The organism is Commensalibacter melissae (genome assembly GCF_009734185.1).
Lineage (GTDB): Bacteria > Pseudomonadota > Alphaproteobacteria > Acetobacterales > Acetobacteraceae > Commensalibacter > Commensalibacter melissae.
In genome coordinates this window covers 1,537,166-1,556,552 of sequence record NZ_CP046393.1, presented here as the reverse complement: position 1 = coordinate 1,556,552, position 19,387 = coordinate 1,537,166, and the positions used below count along the sequence as shown (strand labels likewise).

Annotated in this window: 11 protein-coding genes; all 11 read left to right on the top strand. The window is 39.7% G+C overall.

Annotated features, from left to right (window positions below):
- The first annotated feature begins 53 nt into the window (after positions 1–53).
- The 11 genes from GN303_RS06890 to rpoB all read left to right on the top strand — a co-directional run bounded on the left by GN303_RS06890 (position 54) and on the right by rpoB (position 19,381).
- A complete protein-coding gene (locus tag GN303_RS06890) occupies positions 54–3,368 on the top strand; it encodes an AsmA-like C-terminal region-containing protein (RefSeq protein ID WP_158523858.1) in 3,315 nt (1,104 codons plus the stop codon).
- A 37-nt stretch (positions 3,369–3,405) separates the two neighbouring features.
- On the top strand, positions 3,406–4,623 hold the full coding sequence (locus GN303_RS06885; protein ID WP_110438420.1) for a DNA recombination protein RmuC: 1,218 nt from the start codon (positions 3,406–3,408) through the stop codon (positions 4,621–4,623).
- Positions 4,624–4,746: 123 nt separating this feature from the next.
- The gene (locus tag GN303_RS06880; RefSeq protein ID WP_110438419.1) at positions 4,747–7,896 is read left to right on the top strand and encodes an efflux RND transporter permease subunit; all 3,150 of its coding nucleotides are present in this window, start codon (positions 4,747–4,749) and stop codon (positions 7,894–7,896) included.
- Between the two features lie 3 nt (positions 7,897–7,899).
- Positions 7,900–9,144, top strand: a complete 1,245-nt coding sequence (locus GN303_RS06875) for an efflux RND transporter periplasmic adaptor subunit (RefSeq protein ID WP_110438418.1) — start codon at positions 7,900–7,902, stop codon at positions 9,142–9,144.
- Positions 9,101–10,639: an efflux transporter outer membrane subunit gene (locus GN303_RS06870; RefSeq protein WP_231504013.1), complete on the top strand. Its 1,539-nt coding sequence runs from the start codon at positions 9,101–9,103 to the stop codon at positions 10,637–10,639. The genes GN303_RS06875 and GN303_RS06870 overlap by 44 nt, the downstream gene beginning before the upstream one ends.
- Positions 10,640–10,735: 96 nt before the next feature.
- Positions 10,736–12,331, top strand: a complete 1,596-nt coding sequence (locus tag GN303_RS06865; RefSeq protein WP_110438416.1) for a CDP-glycerol glycerophosphotransferase family protein — start codon at positions 10,736–10,738, stop codon at positions 12,329–12,331.
- A gap of 229 nt (positions 12,332–12,560) precedes the next feature.
- Positions 12,561–12,995, top strand: a complete 435-nt coding sequence (gene rplK / locus GN303_RS06860) for a 50S ribosomal protein L11 (RefSeq protein WP_110438415.1) — start codon at positions 12,561–12,563, stop codon at positions 12,993–12,995.
- 3 nt (positions 12,996–12,998) lie between these two features.
- Positions 12,999–13,694, top strand: coding sequence for a 50S ribosomal protein L1 (gene rplA, locus GN303_RS06855; RefSeq protein WP_110438414.1), 696 nt, complete (start codon positions 12,999–13,001; stop codon positions 13,692–13,694).
- Positions 13,695–13,967: 273 nt separating this feature from the next.
- Positions 13,968–14,492, top strand: coding sequence for a 50S ribosomal protein L10 (gene rplJ / locus GN303_RS06850; protein WP_110438413.1), 525 nt, complete (start codon positions 13,968–13,970; stop codon positions 14,490–14,492).
- Positions 14,493–14,577: 85 nt separating this feature from the next.
- Positions 14,578–14,952: a 50S ribosomal protein L7/L12 gene (gene rplL, locus GN303_RS06845; protein WP_110438412.1), complete on the top strand. Its 375-nt coding sequence runs from the start codon at positions 14,578–14,580 to the stop codon at positions 14,950–14,952.
- Between the two features lie 256 nt (positions 14,953–15,208).
- Positions 15,209–19,381 carry a DNA-directed RNA polymerase subunit beta gene (rpoB, locus tag GN303_RS06840; protein WP_110438411.1) on the top strand — a complete coding sequence of 1,391 codons (4,173 nt, stop codon included), beginning with the start codon at positions 15,209–15,211 and terminating at the stop codon, positions 19,379–19,381.
- Positions 19,382–19,387 lie beyond the last annotated feature (6 nt).

The following is a 19,387-nucleotide window of genomic DNA, read 5'->3' as shown; positions in this document are numbered from 1 at the left end:
ATACATGATTTCTGTTATTTGGTTTTTTTCAGTTTACAAATATTAAGATGAAAATGCCCATAAAGAAAGAGCAAGAATTTCATAAAGATTCAAAAATAAAACACAGACGAAACTGGTTGCGTAAATTTTTACTGGCAGGCTGTTCGGTAATTGTATTGCTGGTCGTGATGGTGTCAGCTTTTATATTATTCATATTAAGCGCACCTACCAACCTTACCTTTATCGCCCGATATTGGCTTCCTTTAACGGTTATAGAAGGTATGGAGAAGGATAAACCTGCTGGAAGACTGACGTTTGACAAGTTGGTTATGAAATGGCCTGTTCTAAAGAAAGGCTTTAATACACCAGTCACTTTCGAACTGGAAGGATTAAAGTTACTGGATGTCTATAATCAGGTAAGGGATCATTTGGACTTTGCAAAATTAACGTTGGATACATCATCATTACGACATAAAAAAATTGTTCCTTTGTATATCAAGTTGTCAGGTGCACAATTACATTTAAGAAGATATAAAGACAATCATGTTAATCTGGATTTGTCAGGATTGGGTTTGTCGAGACAATCCAGGCTGGATATCGACTTTCATCGTTTGTATCATGTCAAAATTGAGAAAACCGTTTTATCTTTTAAAGATGACATTGATCATAATTTGATTCAATCAAGACAGATTGATGTTGATGTGCATCCTTTTTATGCTGACAAAACATTGACCATTATTGGAAAAGTCTATTTCAATTTTGATATTAATGGTCATAAGGTTCAAATTAAAGGTCAAAGCTCTGTTCAGTCCATAACTTCATCAGATATTGTTAATTTGCAAAAAACGGGAAAGCTCCAATGGCATATGGAGATCTATCAGGTCAATCCCGCTAATATTGCAGAAATGATACCGGAATTGCGTTATTTGCAATCTGTTAATATGCCTATTTCAGCTGAGGCGAATATAGGTTTTTCTATCCAGAATAAAGCTTTCATGCAACCTTATATGGCAGATATTAAAATAAATTCAGCTCAGGGGAATGTAAGGGTTGGAAATATGGAATATTTCCCATCTTCTTTCAATGCTCGTATAAGCGCTTTTTTTGGTGAAGATGCCAAATATCCTGCAAAGATTGATTTTTCCGACATTTGTCTGCAATTGAGATCTCCGTCAAATTTGGAAAATGCGAAAAGCGGGCCTTTTTTTCATTTCAAGGGTTGGTTGAAATTATCCTCACTGTTAAATCCAAAAGTGGTTGATGCAGATTTTTCCGCGGGTAGTCCGTTGCTAGATTTTTCAACATTAAAAGAATATTGGCCTCGTCACATAGCCAAAGGAGCCAATAAATGGGTTACGGGCAATATTACAAGAGGGCAAGCGCGAGATTTTTCAATTCATGCAAGGCTTATGGGGCATGAGGGATGGCATCATTTGAGACTGGTTCACTTGGAGGGTGGAATTGCTCAGGCAACAGATTTGGAGGTTCACTGGTTAAGGCCCATCCCACCTTTACAGAAAATGAATGCACAAATGTTATTTGTAGATCCTGATCGGATATTGATTAAATATCGAGGAGGTTATCAAATTGTCAGGTCAGGAAATGGAACCACCTCGAAATTACGCAAGTTGAATATACCTTCTGGAAATATGTGGATTACAGGATTAAGCAATCATCGGGATTTGGGTATTATAACGCTTTTGATAAAAGGTAAGTTGCAAGATTTATTAACTTTATTATCTGAACAACGATTGCATTTGCTATCTCGTCATCCTGTCCCTTTTAAAAATCCTTCCGGGGATTTGTCTACGCATTTACATTTGGAAATCCCCCTTAAGAAAAAGGTGAAAATCGAACAGATTGATATTCAGGGACATAATGAGATTAAAAATGTCTATCTAAAAGATATTGCGTTAGGACAGGATTTGAGACAGGGGAATTTAGTGGTGGACGTGAATGCCCGTCAACTTGATTTACATGGGTATGGTCTTTTATCTTATTTTCCTGCACGTATTGAGTATAGACAAAATTTTACGCATCAATATCTTGGGTCGCTTGTTGAAAAAGCAAAAGTTGGCTTGACCATTACGTCAGAGACCTTGAAACAAACAGGTTTTGATATGGCTAAGGATATAGGGGGCCAAGCCTATCTAGATTTAAACTATTCAAAATTTTACGATAAAAAAGCGATAATCAATTTAAATTTGGATCTATCAAGAACTGAATTGAAACTCCCAATTTGGCACAAGCTAATTGCAAAACCCGCGAAGGCTTCGGGAACGATAATATTGAATGACAACAAACTGGTCGGTATTCAAGACTTGCATGCTCAGGGAAGTGACTTGTTGGTGCATGCCAATATGAATATCGAAAATAGAATTCCAACCCAATTAAATATTCAATATTTTAAAACTGGACGGTCAGAAGGAAAAGCGACCATTAATTTTCCAATGACGGATGAAGCGTTTCATAACCCTTTAAAAGGTGATGTACGTATTTCTGTCAAGGCAGATACATTGGATCTTTCCCCATTTATTCAGGATTATCTTGGATCATCCAGGAAAAAACATGCTGTTTCCAAGAAATCACAGAATTATAATATTCCTGTTGCAGCTACAGGAAAGTACAAAGGACTTAAGGGAAGACGTTGGATCTTTAACCTTCAGGCCAAGAAAATCTTTTATGATAAGAATAAGAATCTGGGCGAAGTGACAGCCTATATTGAATATAATGGATTACGGTTGATGCGTCTTTCTTATGGAATGCGCCAACCAACTTTGGTAACTGCGTCATTATTTCCCAAGGATTCAAATCGACAATTTTATCTGGATGCTCAGAATCTTGGCAATTTATTGGATATTGTTGGAATATCAAATAGAATTTCAGGAGGGCATTGTGTTCTGAGTGGTAATTTTGATGACAATGATCCTGAGGCCCCGTTTACCGGCAAGATACAAATCGAGCCTTTTGTTGTTGATCATGTTCCCACCGCCTTAAAACGGATCAGTAATCTTTCTGTTTATGGTTGGTTCAAAAGGCAAAAGGCGGATGCGTTGAATATTGATGCTCTCAAAGGAAATATCTTTTTGAATAAGGGGATTCTGAAAATAAAAAATGGTCGTGTTTTCAATGATGAACTTGGAGCGACTTTGAAGGGCGATATCAATCTTGATAAAGCGGTTTTGGATTTGCAGGGAACAATAGTGCCGATTTATGCGGTGAATAAACTATTTAGTCATGTCCCGGGGGTGGGAAAATTATTTGTTCCAGAAAAAGGGGGTGGGTTTATTGCCGTTCCCTTTGTCATTAACGGAAAATTCAAAGACCCTCATATGGAGGTATATCCTTCAATGTTGCTAACTCCGGGCTTTTTACGAAATCTATTTTAATAATTGTATAGACAATTGAAGTTGAGACGATAGATCAATGATAAGTAATTATACGGAATATTTTTTTATTTTCATTATTGTATTGATTGGCTTTGGTTTGGCTGCTGTTTTTATATTGAAACAATCAATAAAAAAAAATGATCGGCAGGAGGATATTTTAAAAAGAATAACATTTTTAATCGAGAAGGAATCTTCCGCACGAATACAGAATCAAGACCGTCAGCAGCAGCATCTTGATAAAATTGAGAAGGAATTGTTCGACCGTTTACAGAATGGTCAAAACCAACTGGCTGAGCGATTGCATGTCATGAACGAAAGTTTGATGAAGGAACAATCCACGTTACGGTTGGATCAGGCAAGGGCGATGCAGCTTTTAACAGAGCAAAGTTCACAGAATTTAACAGAGTTGCGCCAATCTGTAACGGAAAGACTGAACAAGGCTGTTGAAACTCAAATGCAGTCATCTTTTCAGCGTGTGGTTGAACAGTTTTCCGAGATTCAAAAATTGATGGGTGAGGTTAACTCTGTAACAGCGCAGATGAGCGATTTAAAGCGATTGTTTACAAATGTTAAGACGCGTGGCGGCTGGGGTGAGGCGCAGCTACAATCAATATTAGATGATATTTTACCAACTGGAACTTATGAACGGAATGTGCGTTTAAAGGATAACAGCATGGAAATTGTCGAATTCGCCGTTCATATGCCTGCACAAGGTTCCCATAAACCTTTAATGGCCATTGATTCTAAATTCCCAACGGAAGCTTATGAACGATTAATACAAGCTATTGAAGAAGGAAATAGTGGCGCGGAACAGGCTGCCCGTAAAGCTCTGGAAAGTTGTGTCAAGCAGGAGGCGAAAAAGATCGCTTCAAAATATATTGTACCGCCAAAAACGGTTGAATTCGCTGTTTTATATGTTCCAACTGATGGACTTTATACGGAAATCGCTCGAATTCCCGGTCTTATCGACGAAATCGGCAGAGTTTATCATATTTTAATTATGTCCCCCGCCTTAATGCCGCCTTTATTACGGACTATTCATCTCGGTTATGTTTCATTGGCATTGAGTGAGAAAACGGAATTTGTTTCAAGTTTATTGGGCAAGACCAGACAAGAAATGATAAAAATTGACATGATTTTTGAAAAATTGACCCGTTATATAGAAAATACGGCCACTTCCGTCACTGATGCCCGTCGTAAAACCCAAAAACTTATTCAATCGCTGGAAAAAATTGGGGAAAAGGAAACTGAATAACCAGAATGGATAAGATTATTTTAACGAGAGATGGGTATGTTTTAAGATAGTTTAATAGCATTTTATCAAGGAACGAGCAAATCATATGGTTAATTAAAGAAAGACGGATGGGATCTTAATAAGGTGAATGCAATTGTAATTACGGCATTAAAGCGTCCATATACATTTGTTGTTCTGGCTATTTTAATTCTTGTTTTTGGGGTGTTGGCTATATTCCGGACACCAACGGATATATTTCCTGATATTAAAATTCCAGTGGTAGCTGTTGTCTGGAATTATACAGGTTTGATGCCAGAGGATATGTCGGGGCGGATTGTTTACTATTATGAACGGGCCTTGACATCCACGGTTGATAATATTGAGCATATTGAAAGCAATTCTTACTATGGGCGTGGAATTGTGAAGATTTTTTTTCAACCCGGTACTGATATTGCAGAGGCCCAGACACAAATTACCTCGGTTTCCCAAACTGTTTTAAAACAGATGCCCAAAGGTACGACGCCCCCCCTGGTCATTAAATACAGTGCTTCATCCATCCCTGTCATGATGTTAAAGGTCTCATCCAAAACTATTACCGGGTCCCAGCTTTATGATATGGCATCTAATCTGATACGACCGGCCTTGATTTCTGTTGCGGGGGCGGCATTACCCTCACCTTATGGAGGTGTTTCCAATTATGTTCAAGTTGATTTGAATCAAGCTCGCTTACTGGCTTACGGGTTAACGGCAACGGATGTAGGTAATGCCCTTGGCAAGCAAAATATTGTCTTGCCAGCTGGAGACCAGAAAGTCGGTTCCATTGATTTTATGGTTCAAACCAATGCCAGTCCCAGAGCTGTTGACGAATTTAACAATATTCCAATTAAAAAAGTCGGCAATGCAACGGTTTTTTTAAGGGACGTTGCCTGGGTACATCGAGGTGGCCCGCCGCAAACCAATCTTGTCTTGGTGAAGGGGCACAAGGCAATTTTGATGGTCGTTATGAAAACAGGGGATATTTCCACCCTTCAGGTAGTGGCTGGTATCAAAAGGTTATTGCCACAAGTGCAAAAGACACTGCCACCAGGGGTTGATGTTAGCATTCTATCAGATGCCTCAGTTTTTGTTAAGGATTCCGTTCATGATGTTGTAAGGGAAATGGTCACGGCTGCATTTCTGACCAGTATTGTGGTAATTCTATTTCTGGGTTCATGGCGATCAACCCTGATTATAGCAACCTCCATCCCCTTGGCGATTTTATCCGCCCTGATTGGTCTAGAGGCAATGCATCAGACAATCAATGTCATGACATTGGGAGGTCTGGCTCTGGCTGTCGGGATTTTGGTGGATGATGCCACCGTCATGATTGAGAATATTGACACGCATCTTGAAATGGGTAAACCCTTGTATGATGCAATTGTGGATGCGGCCAATCAAATTGTGATTCCAACTTTTGTTTCAACGCTCTGTATTTGTGTCGTCTGGTTTCCGTTGTTCCAACTGACCGGGGTGGGAGGATGGTTATTCATGCCTATGGCTGAAGCGATCATTTTTGCAATGATAGCATCCTTTATTTTATCCAGAACTTTTGTTCCCACCATGGCTTATTATCTGTTGCGTGGACAAGTGGAAAATCATGGCGTCAATAAAAAAAAAGAAACTTTTTTCGCACGATTCCAGCATGATTTTGATCAGGGATTTGAGAAATTTAGAAGATACTATCGGATTTTTTTGCATAAAATTCTTTTTGTTAAGAAAAAATTTATCCTAATTTTTTTAAGTTTTTCTTTTTTGTCTGTAGGTTTATTATTTTTTGTCGGACAGGATTTCTTTCCAGAAATTAAATCTGGTGAACTAGATTTACACATGCGTGCTCCTCTGGGTTCAAGAATTGAGGAAACAGGTAAAATTTCTTATCTAGTCAATTCAGAAATCAGTGATTTGTTACCTGGGCAAGTTTATGAAATTGTCAATAATTGTGGTTTGCCCTTTAGCAGTATCAACCAGGCTTATGTTGCAACTCCGACAATAGGGTCACAGGATTGTGACATGACAATCTCATTAAGGAATTCTGAATCTCCTGTTGCAGCATATCGCCAGATTCTCAGACATGGATTAAGAAAAAAATTTCCAGGAACAGACTTTGCCTTCACGCCGGGTGATATCACCGCCAAAATTTTAAATTTTGGTTTACCTGCCCCGATCAATGTGCAGATCATAGGTCGAAACTTGGCAGGTAACTATGAGTATGCAAAACATATTGCCGCAAAATTAAAGCGTATTCCTGGTATTGCGGATGTAAGGGTTCAACAAACGGTTTCTACACCAACCCTGATGATTAATACCCGTCGTGATTTTGCTCTTAGTACAGGATTAACTGAGGCGGATATTGCAAATAATGCTCTTGCAACCTTATCGGGAAGCGGACAGGTCGCACCCACTTATTGGCTGGATATCAAGACAGGGGTGTCTCATTTGGTGAATATTCAAACCCCACAATCTGATTTACAGAATATGAATGATCTGGAAACCATTCCTGTCAATGGTTCCGAAAGAGGGGAAAAGAAAATCAAGTCGCAGATTTTGGGATCCTTGAGCCGTATTGATCATACAGGATCAGGTGGTGAAATATCCCATTACAATATCATGCCCGTATTTGAGATTTATGCTAGTAATGAAGGGCGAGATCTGGGGGCTGTCAGCAGGGATATCAAAAAAGTTATCAAAAGGGAAAAGGCGACAATACCCCGTGGCTCTACAATAGCCATTCGGGGGCAGGCTACAACAATGTATAATGCTTATATGCAATTACTGGGAGGATTGGCATTATCTATATTGTTTGTCTATCTGATTATCGTTGTCAATTTTCAATCCTGGCTAGATCCATTTATTATCATCACTGCATTGCCGGGTGCCCTGGCAGGGATTTCTTGGAGTTTGTTTATCAGTCATAATGCATTGTCTGTTCCCGCGTTGACAGGGGCAATTATGTGCATGGGAACGGCCACTGCTAATTCCATTCTTGTTGTTTCTTTCGCTCGGGAACGGCTTGCTGAGCATGGAGATGCGGTAAAAGCCGCAGTTGAGGCCGGATATGGTCGTATCAGGCCTGTTTTAATGACGGCTTCGGCAATGATAATTGGCATGATACCGATGTCATTCAGTAACACACAAAATGCCCCTTTAGGTAAAGCCGTTATGGGGGGGCTAACTCTGGCTACATTTGCAACCTTGTTGTTTGTTCCATGTGTGTTTGCATTGGTTTATAACCGTCATGGCCGGATAAAGGAATAGTGGATGTCCAACTTTTCAAAAAAAACCAAGGCTATTTTTTTAATGATTGGAATTTGCGCTTGTATTTACGCAATTTTTGGAATTGTTGAGCGACAGCACGATGTTGTCAAACTGACAGAACAGGCCAGGAAAGATTCATTTCCCATTGTTCAATGTATCCAGCCACAAAAAGGTCCAGCGATAAGAAGTCTTACTTTGCCTGGAGATGTATCGGCATGGTATCAGGCGCCAATCTATGCACAGGTATCAGGATATGTCCAACATTGGTATAAGGATTATGGTGCGACTGTAAAAGCGGGTGAATTACTGGCAACAATTGATACTCCTGGTCTGGACGCGCAGTATGAGGCTGCAAAAGCAAATTTGAAAGTTGCCCAGACACGCTACCAATTGGCGGCAGTTACGGCAAAACGTTGGCAGGCCTTGTCAGGAACCAGAGCGGTATCTCAGCAGGAGGTTGATGTTCAGGTCGCCAATGCTAAAGTTCAAAAGGCTGAAGTGGATGCAGCGGGCCATGAAGTGGCCCGGTATGAGGCTTTACAGGCATTCAAAAAAATCAAGTCTCCCTTTAGTGGCGTTGTTACATCGCGATTAACGGATGTAGGGGATTTTGTGAATAATAATGGAGATTTAAGCCGTCAAGGTAAGGCTACCGAGTTGTTTACGGTTTCTGATATTCATAAACTCCGTATTTTTGTAGATGTGCCGCAGGATTATGCATCAATCCTGAAAAAAGGGTTAAAGGCTGAATTGACAACAATTCAATATCCAGGAAAAACCTTTCAGGCGGATTTTTTGACATCTGCAAGGGCGTTTAATATGGCCAGCCGTACAGTGACAACTGAATTGACCGTTGAAAACGCCTCTCATATATTATGGCCCGGAACTTTTGTACAGGTTCATTTTATAACCCCAGCAGATCCAGATATTTTGATCATTCCAGAACAGGCTTTAATTTTTCGTAGTGAGGGTATGCAAGTTGCCGTTGTCGGGAATGATCATCGGGTTCGGATGCAGAAGGTAAAATTAGGAAATAATCTTGGTAAATCAATTCAGGTATTGGCAGGGATAAAAAAAACGGATTGGATTGTGAATAATCCATCAGCTGGGTTATTAAATGGGCAACAGGTTAAAATTGTAGATAGCACACCAGGATATAACGATAATTTTCAAAATAGCGAATCTGTAACAAAAAAATATGATAATGATTCGTTCAAGAAAAATGCGGCTGAATCCAATGTGGAATAAGAAGGCAGATAAAGCCAATATACCATATGGTTATTTGTTAATGGCATGTCTTGTTTTTCTGAATGGATGTGATTTAGCCCCGCATTACAAACCTGTTCATTATGTTCTGCCTGAAAATTGGCATGGAACAGCCCCTTTTCATATTGCTCAACCTGAGGATCAGATTCCTAAAGGTGCATGGTGGGAGATATTCCATGATCCTGTGTTAAATCAACTGGAAAGCGATCTGGAAAAAAATAATCCTGATTTGCAAGCGGCAGCAGAAACCTATATGCAAAGTCGCGCTGTTCTTGGAGAGGTTAGATCGAATTTGTACCCACAATTAAATCTTGAAGCTGGTGGTGGAAGATATAAACAATCCCATCACCGGTTATTCCGAAGTAAAACCAGTCATGCTCCAATTGAAGAAACAAATATTCAATATCAGGCTTCTGTTTTATGGGAAGCAGACTTATGGGGTAAAATTAGAAATGAAATAAGGATGCAAAGAAACCTGGTTCAAGCGAAAGCTGCTGATTATGAATCTGCAAAACTATCTCTGGAAGGGGATCTGGCAGGCAGTTATATGCTTTTACGTGGGTATGATGCTCAGAATGAGGTTTTAAGCCAATCCATACAATATTATGAAGCTGCGGTTGATATCACGCGTATGCGTCAGGCAGGTGCCATTTCGGCTGGGATAGACGTTTCACGTGCCGAAAATCAATTGGCAATTACAAAGGCACAACAAACAGAGATACAGGCCAGACGGGATTTGACCGAACATGCGATCGCTGTTTTGGTTAATCAATTCCCCGCAGATTTTCATATAAAATCGGTAAAAACAAATCTAAATGATTATATACCGAATATACCGGTGGAATTTCCATCATCTCTATTACAACGTCGACCTGATATAGCCAGTGCTGAGCGACAGATGGCCGCTGCCAATCGCCATATAGGCATATCAAAAGCTGCATTTTATCCTGATATCACGATTAACGCGGCAAGTGGTTTTCAGGACAAGGGATTTGGCTTGGCAAATATGGCCAACAGCATGTGGTCTGCGGCAATTCAGGGGGCTTTACCCTTGTTTCAGGGGGGATTACGTCGGGCAAGTTTACAAAAGGGCTGGTCAGTCTACCGACAAACACGGGATCAATATCGCTCCACTGTTTTGGATGCGTTTCGCGAGGTTGAGGATAATCTTACCTTAACGCAAAAGATGCGGCTGGAATTAGAACAAAATAAGGAGGCCTCTGAAGCGGCCTTACGGACACAGGGAATGGCAATGTCATTATATACAGGAGGATTAACCACTTATCTAGACGTTGTTACAGCCCAGAATGCCGCATTAGCCGCCCAATTGGCTGAAGTCCGAAGCAAGATAAAATTGATGCAGGCATCTGTAAAACTAATTATTGCATTGGGAGGAGGATGGGATATGAAGTGGCTTCCCGAAAAAAATTTAACATCATTCGGTGTTTTTCAATATGAACATTTGAATTTAAAATAAAACAAAAAATTAATTGTTATTAATAATTTTCATATTTATATAATGTTTATTACAATTTTTTAAATATTATTACAATTTTTTAATTAAAGGTACATAATGAATTTTGAGAAAAAAATATTTTACTTTTGTAGAGTTGATGGGGTTATTATTGCAAATAACGTTATATTACAAAATGATCATACAATAAAAGGTATTAATTGTATTAATGAAAGTCGGTGGGAGATAAGAGAAAATAATTTAGTTTTTTTAAATTTGAATGGTCAGGTAACAACAAAATTTCATATTAAAATCAATTTAGAAGGAAAACTAATTTTTTTAGGCAGTTATTGTGATAAGCCGACACGCGAAGTCCATCATTTATTACTAGAAAAAAATATTACAGAAACAATTGGTTTACATTCTGCATTAAGAAAAATAGAACAAAAAATAAATCTAAAATCTACAGATCTTGATAATAATATATTTTCTTTATCAAGACAAGTTGCCCGTTTGGAAAGAACCAATCGTAAAATTAAGGTTGTTTTTTTAGTTCATAATATTGCGACTTGGGATAGTTTGGCAAGTGTTTATGAAAGGATGTGTAAAGATGATCAAATAAAAGTTATGATTGTTACGATACCTCGTCGTTTTCCTGGTGAAACACAATTTGGTCATGAAGAAGAAAATCATAACTTTTTTGAAATAAGGAAAATTCCTCATCTTCGTTTTTCGCGTCCTAATGCGTATGAGAATTTGCAAATTTTGAAATATATCAATCCGAATGCAATTTTTCGTCAGTCCCCGTGGGAAACTGATATACCGGAGATTTATTCTACTGCTTCCTTAAGTTTTACAAATATATTTTATGTACCTTATTACGGATTTAATTTAGTTGATAATTTTACGGCTAATCCGAATGAAAGAGATTTTCAAGCGGATTCACATTTTCATCATAATTGTGCGCAGATTTTTTGTGAATCAGAAATTACTAAGCGTATGATGTCCAAAAAAAATATACGAGGTGGTGATAATTTTATCGTTACAGGACATCCAAAATTGGAAAAATTACTTGATAGTAGTAATAAACCAAAATGGCCTATTATTAATGTTTACACTAAGCGTAAAAAGCGTATTATTTGGGCACCACACCACAGTTTCACGGGGTCTGGTTGGTTATCATTTGGTCTTTTTAAAGAAGTATATATGGATATGCTTGCTTTAGCAAAGTCAAAAGATGACATAGAAATTGTGTTAAAGCCTCATCCCGCTTTATTTAGTAATATAGTAAAACATGATCTTGTGACGCGGCAAGCATTAGATGAATTTCTTAAAGAATGGAATAGTCTTCCTCATACTACTATTGTCGAAGGGGGAGATTATGGGCCGTTGATGGCAGCTTCGGATATTATGTTAACAGATGGAATTAGCTTTTTAGCAGAATATTTGATGTTTTGGGAAAAACCTTTGATTTTCTTAAGAAACCCAAGTCATAGTCCTTTTAATGAAATTGGAAAATTAGTGGAAAAAGCTACTTATATCGTTGAAAATATTCAAGAAATACAAATACTTCTTGAAAAATTAGATCAAAATGATTATGATAATAAACATCGAGAAATAAGAAAAAAAGTAGCAGAGCAGCTGATGCCTTTTAGAAAAGGGGCTGCTCAAAGAATTGTTAAAAGCGTAAAATCTTATTTTAATTTAAGAAATTAGCAGAATTGATATTTAAATAATAAATCGGTACTTTAGTAAAGTAGTTAAAATTAGGATTTGATAGTTTATAAATTTAATAATTTTCTTGACAATTTTTTAAAAAAAATTAAAAGGTAAAGCTTCTTATCAGAACGCGGGAGATTACTTTAGCAACAAGGAAAAGATAATTTTTCTTTGGGTTTTCGTGTGAACCGCGGTCTGGGTAGATTAATGTTAAGGAGACCCGGATATGGCCAAAAAGATTGTTGGCTACATTAAATTGCAAATTCCAGCTGGAAAGGCGAATCCATCCCCACCTGTTGGGCCTGCCCTAGGTCAGCGCGGCTTAAATATTATGCAATTTTGTAAAGAGTTTAATGCTGCAACACAAAGCCTGGAACCAGGAATGCCTATTCCTGTCGTGATCACAGCTTATGCAGATCGTACATTTAGCTTCATTACTAAAACACCCCCTAATACTTATTTTTTGTTGAAAGCTGCAAAAATTTCCAAAGGTGCCTCCGTTATTGGTAAGGGTGCAACTGTTGGTACAGTAAAAATCAGCCAATTGCGTGAAATCGCTGAGCAAAAGATGAAAGATATGAATGCAAATGACGTTGATGGTGCCGTTCGTATGTTGATAGGATCTGCACGTTCCATGGGCTTGAAGGTTGAGGAGGCTTAAGAGATGGCAAAGAATAAACGTATTGCTGCAGCTTATGCTTCAATTGAAAGAAATAAGCTTTACGCATTGAAAGATGCTGTTGCATTGATTCGTGATAATGCGAAGGCTAAATTTGACGAAACAGTTGAAATTGCCATTAATCTAGGTGTTGATCCTCGTTATGCAGATCAGATGGTTCGAGGCTTAATGTCACTGCCACATGGAACAGGAAAAACTTTGCGTGTTGCTGTTTTTGCACGGGGTGAAAGAGCCGAAGAGGCTAAAGCGGCTGGCGCAGATATTGTTGGTGATGAAGATCTTGCGGAAAAAGTGCAGGCGGGTCAGGTTGATTTTGACCGTTGTATCGCAACCCCTGACATGATGGCGCTGGTTGGGCGTCTTGGCAAAATTCTTGGTCCACGTGGTTTGATGCCTAATCCCAAATTGGGAACGGTTACAATGGATGTTAAGTCTGCTGTAACAGCTGCAAAATCAGGTCAGGTTGAATACCGTGCCGAAAAGGGCGGTGTCATTCATGCTGGTGTGGGTAAGGCATCATTTAGTGCTGAAAATCTTCTTGAAAATATCCGAGCTTTTGTTGATACTGTGCAAAAAGCACGCCCAACAGGGGTTAAAGGTACCTATATGAAAAAGATTTATCTTTCTTCAACAATGGGTCCTGGCATTGAAGTGGATATTGCTAGCGTTAACGCTGGTTAATAAAAAAAGTTTTATTATCCCTTTTTGATAAGGGGATAGTATTGTCGAGACATTTTAAAATGTCTCAAACCTGTCCAAGACCGTACGTAATTTAAGATTTTAAAGGTTTAGAACCGCGCATGGAAGACGGGGCTGGTATTATAGATTGAAAAATTATTTATATGCTAGTGATTCCGTTAAGGACAGGCGAACCGGATCAATAAAATTCATTTTATTGATCTAAATGGTAACCTGAACAGTTATAAATTTAACTGATCAAAATGGAGACGGGATTTGGACCGCACGGAAAAACAAGCTTTTGTTGCTTCCATGGCATCTGTTTTCGCAAACACTTCAATGGTCGTTGTTACGCGCAATGCGGGATTAACGGTTGCTGATGTTACGGATTTGCGTCGTCGTATGCGTGCTGCTGGGGCAACTTATAAAGTTGGGAAAAACCGCTTGGTCACCCTCGCCGCAAAAGGTACCCCATTCGAAGGCATTACGCCAATGCTAACTGGGCCTACAGCTCTTGCTTGGGCAGAGGATCCAGTTGCTGTTGCGAAAGTAGCCGTCGAGTTCGCCAAAACCAATGAAAAACTTGTTGTGCTTGGTGGAGCGTTAAGTGGCCAATTACTTGATTTGAATCAGGTCAAGGCCCTTGCAGAGCTTCCATCCTTGGATGCGCTTCGTGCACAACTGGTTGGGCTTATTTCTACACCTGCCACACGTATTGCTGGTGTATTACAAGCTCCTGCTGGTCAATTGGCACGGGTTTTTGGTGCTTATGCGGACAAAGGTGATGTGCAAGCGGCTTAATAAAATTTAAGTCTTTAAAAAGTTACTGAATAATCAGTGGACTTATCTCAAATCACTTATTAGTATATGAATAGGAAGAATGTAAATGGCTGATCTAGCTAAACTTGTTGATGAATTATCTGCTTTAACCGTATTAGAAGCTGCTGAGCTTTCTAAAATGTTGGAAGAAAAATGGGGTGTTTCTGCTGCTGCTCCTGTTGCTGTTGCTGCTGCTCCAGCTGCTGGTGGTGCTGCTCCAGCTGAAGAAAAAACTGAATTCGATGTAATTCTTACTAAATCTGGTGATAAGAAGATCAATGTTATTAAAGAAGTGCGCACCATCACAGGTCTTGGTTTGAAAGAAGCTAAAGATTTGGTTGAGGGGGCTCCTAAAACGCTTAAAGAAGGCGTAAGTAAGGATGAAGCTGAAAAAATTAAAAAGACCCTTGAAGAACAAGGCGCTTCAGTCGAAATTAAATAAGGCTATGAAGCAAACGGTAGAAAATTTTCTTTCTGCTGTTAGACTTTAAAATAAGGTAAGGCGGAACTCGTGAGTAGGGGTTTCCGCCTGCTTGGTCGTTAAAAGGAAAAATATTTAACGATTGTAAAATAGTATTCCCTTTATATATTAGGGATTAGTGAGAGTGTGATCCCTTATTGGGATCATGAGTTTATAATTATCCAGATGGTTTGTGTGACAAATTTATCCGGAAGCAGGCGATAGGGCACAATACACGATGAACGCGGTAAGCAAATCGTTCACTGGGCGCAAGCGCATTCGTAAAAATTTTGGGCGGATTCCTGAAATTGCTCCGATGCCAAATTTAATTGATGTGCAACGGGCAAGTTATGAGGCTTTTTTACAGCGAGATGTAAAGCCGGAAAACCGTTCATTAACTGGTTTGGAAGAGGTTTTTCGATCTATTTTTCCAATCAGCGATTTTGCAGGTAATGGTCGTCTTGAATTTGTAAATTATGAATTTGAAGAACCTAAATATGATGTTGAGGAATGTCTTCAGCGGGGATTGACTTATGCGGCACCATTAAAGGTTGTTCTTCGTTTGATCGTTTGGGATATTGACGAAGATACGGGGTCTCGTTCTATTCGTGATATTAAGGAACAACCTGTCTATATGGGTGATATGCCTTTGATGACAGAAAATGGCACCTTTATTATTAACGGTACTGAACGTGTTATCGTATCTCAAATGCATCGCAGTCCAGGGGTGTTTTTTGATCATGATGGCGGGAAAACCCATTCATCAGGCAAATTTTTGTTTACGGCAAGAATAATTCCCTATCGTGGTTCATGGCTAGATTTTGAATTTGATAGTAAAGATTTAATTTACGTCCGAATAGATCGAAAGAGAAAAATTCCTGTCACAACCTTTTTGTATGCTCTTGAGGGTGAAAATTCGATCGCTTTGCGAGAGGCGAAAATTAAAGAGGGTGGGGATGTGGATTCCATTCTTGTTCATGGAATGGATGATGATGAAATTCTTTCATATTTTTATAATACAGTAGTTTTCAAAAAAGTTGCTGATGGTTGGTCTCGCACCTTTGAGCAAGATGCTTTTCGCAATTTAAAATTACTGTCTCCTTTGGTTGATGCGGATACTGGTGAGATTGTAGCTGAAGCAAATGTCAAGTTGACTGCAAGGCTTATTCGCAAGATTGCTGAAAAAACGAAAAACGTGCTTGTTAAACGGGAAGATTTGCTTGGACGTTATTTTGCTCATGATCTGGTCAATGAAGAAACCGGTGAAATTTATGCCGAGGCTGGTGTAGAGATTACCGAAGCTATACTGGATGCGCTGGAAGAGCTTGGTTTAAAAGAAATACCAACGCTGGCGATTGACAATAATGTCGGTCCCTGGATCAGAAATACATTGATTGTTGATAAAAATACGTCCAGAGATGATGCGCTGGTTGATATTTATCGTGTCATGCGCCCTGGTGAACCTCCAACGGCTGAAACGGCAGAGGCGTTGTTCCACGGGTTATTCTTTGATGCTGATCGTTATGATCTTTCTGCTGTTGGACGTGTAAAAATGAATATGCGTCTTGGTGTGGAAGGGGATGACACTATTCGTACACTTCGTAAAATTGATATTTTGCGGACGATTAAAATCATGTGCGAATTAAAAGATGGACAAGGAAGTGTCGATGATATCGATAATCTTGGAAATCGTCGTGTACGTTCTGTGGGTGAATTGATGGAAAATCAATATCGTCTTGGTTTGTTAAGAATGGAACGTGCCATTCGTGAAAGAATGAGTTCTGTTGATATTGATACAGTCATGCCGCATGACCTTATTAATGCAAAACCAGCTGTTGCCGCCGTTCGTGAATTTTTTGGTTCATCACAGTTATCGCAATTTATGGATCAAACGAACCCATTGTCAGAAGTTACACATAAACGTCGTTTATCCGCTTTGGGACCGGGCGGGCTGACCCGTGAACGTGCCGGATTTGAAGTTCGGGACGTTCATCCGACACATTATGGACGTATTTGTCCGATTGAAACGCCCGAAGGTCCAAATATTGGTTTGATCAATTCTTTAGCAACGTATGCAAAAGTAAACAAATACGGGTTTATTGAAACACCTTATCGTTTGGTCAAGGATGGTCAATTGCAAGATGGGTGGAAATATCTTACCGCCATGGAAGAGGAAAAGCTTATCGTCGCACAGGCAGATGCCAAACAGGATAGTCATGGACATTTGACAGGAGATCTTATTTCTGTAAGACAAAATGGCGATTTTCAACTGGTAAAACCAGAAGAGGTTACTGCTTGTGATGTTTCGCCAAAGCAATTGGTTTCTGTTGCTGCTGCCTTGATTCCGTTCCTTGAAAACGATGATGCAAACCGTGCCTTGATGGGATCAAACATGCAGCGTCAAGCTGTTCCATTAATTCGGTCAGATGCGCCATTAGTTGGAACAGGAATGGAAGTCGCAGTTGCAAGAGATTCAGGAGCAACGATTGTGGCTCGTCGCGGTGGTATTGTTGATCAGATTGATGGAGCTCGTATTGTTGTCCGTGCAACGGATGAAAATGGTGCAACGCAAGGTGTTGATATTTACCGTTTACGGAAATACACGCGTTCTAATCAGTCAACTTGTATCAATCAGCGTCCATTGGTTTATGTTGGCGATTATATTAAGGCTGGCGATATTATCGCTGATGGCCCTTCAACAGAGCTTGGTGAATTGGCACTTGGCCGTAACGTTCTTGTTGCCTTCATGCCGTGGAACGGTTACAATTTCGAAGATTCAATACTGATTTCAGAACGTATTGCGCGGGATGATGTGTTTACTTCTATTCATATTGAAGAATTTGAGGTGATGGCACGCGACACAAAATTGGGCCAAGAGGAAATAACTCGGGATATCCCCAATGTCGGGGAGGAAGCGCTGCGTAATCTGGATGAAGCTGGTATCGTATATATTGGTGCTGAAGTAAATCCTGGTGATATCTTGGTGGGTAAAATCACCCCCAAGGGTGAAAGCCCGATGACGCCTGAAGAAAAGCTTTTACGTTCTATTTTTGGTGAAAAGGCTTCTGATGTTCGTGATACATCATTGAAATTACCGCCTGGAACAAGTGGGACTGTTGTCGATGTTCGTGTTTTCTCTCGTCGTGGTATTGATAAAGATGAGCGTGCAATGGCAATTGAACGTGCTGAAATTGAACGGTTAAGCAAGGATCGTGATGATGAGTTGGCCATTCAAGAACGTGCGTTTTATAACAGGTTGAAAGAGAATCTTCTCAATCAGAAAGCTGGGGCAGGATTCAAGGGAATTAGATCAGGAACGGATTTAACGGAAGATGTGTTGGCCGAACATCCCCGTGGAACATGGCGTCATATCATTGTTGCCGATGATGATGTAATGGCTAATATTGAACAGATTAAACGTGACTTTGATCGTGAGGTTTCCAATATTCAGGCGCGTTTCAACAACAAGGTTGATAAGATCCAGCGTGGTGACGAGCTTCCTCCTGGTGTTATGAAAATGGTTAAGGTTTTCATTGCTGTTAAAAGAAAATTACAGCCTGGGGATAAAATGGCCGGTCGTCACGGAAATAAGGGTGTTGTTTCCCGTGTTGTGCCAGTTGAGGACATGCCATTTCTTGAGGATGGAACCTCTGTTGATATCGTGTTGAATCCGTTGGGTGTGCCTTCCCGTATGAATGTCGGTCAGATCCTTGAAACCCACTTGGGATGGGCCTGTGCAAATCTGGGTAGGCAAGTCAGCCAAGTTGTTGATCAGTATATGAAGACTGGTGAAAAGAAACAGGAACTTTTGGATCGCCTTAGATTGATTTATGGCGAAAAAACGTTTAAGGAAAAAATAGCCAATCTTTCAGAGGCTGAATTGCTTAATTTCTGTAATGATCTTCGTAAGGGTGTCTCGATTATGACTCCGGTGTTTGATGGAGCAAGCATTCCTGATATCGAAAACATGTTGAAAGAGGCGGGGCTTAATCCTTCGGCGCAAAGTACATTGATTGATGGACGTACGGGAGATCCTTTTGAGCGCCAAGTGACGGTTGGTTATATTTACATGCTTAAGTTGCATCACCTGGTTGATGACAAAATCCATGCGCGTTCTATTGGTCCTTACTCATTGGTGACGCAACAACCATTGGGTGGTAAAGCCCAATTTGGTGGCCAGCGTTTCGGGGAAATGGAAGTATGGGCCTTGGAGGCTTATGGGGCTGCCTATACCTTGCAGGAAATGCTTACTGTTAAATCAGATGACGTTTCAGGCCGTACTAAGGTTTATGAAGCGATCGTTAAAGATCAGGACGATTTTGAGGCTGGTATACCTGAAAGCTTTAATGTGCTAGTGAAGGAATTAAAATCCCTTGGCTTAAATGTTGAACTTGAACAAAGTGCTGAATAAAGTAGA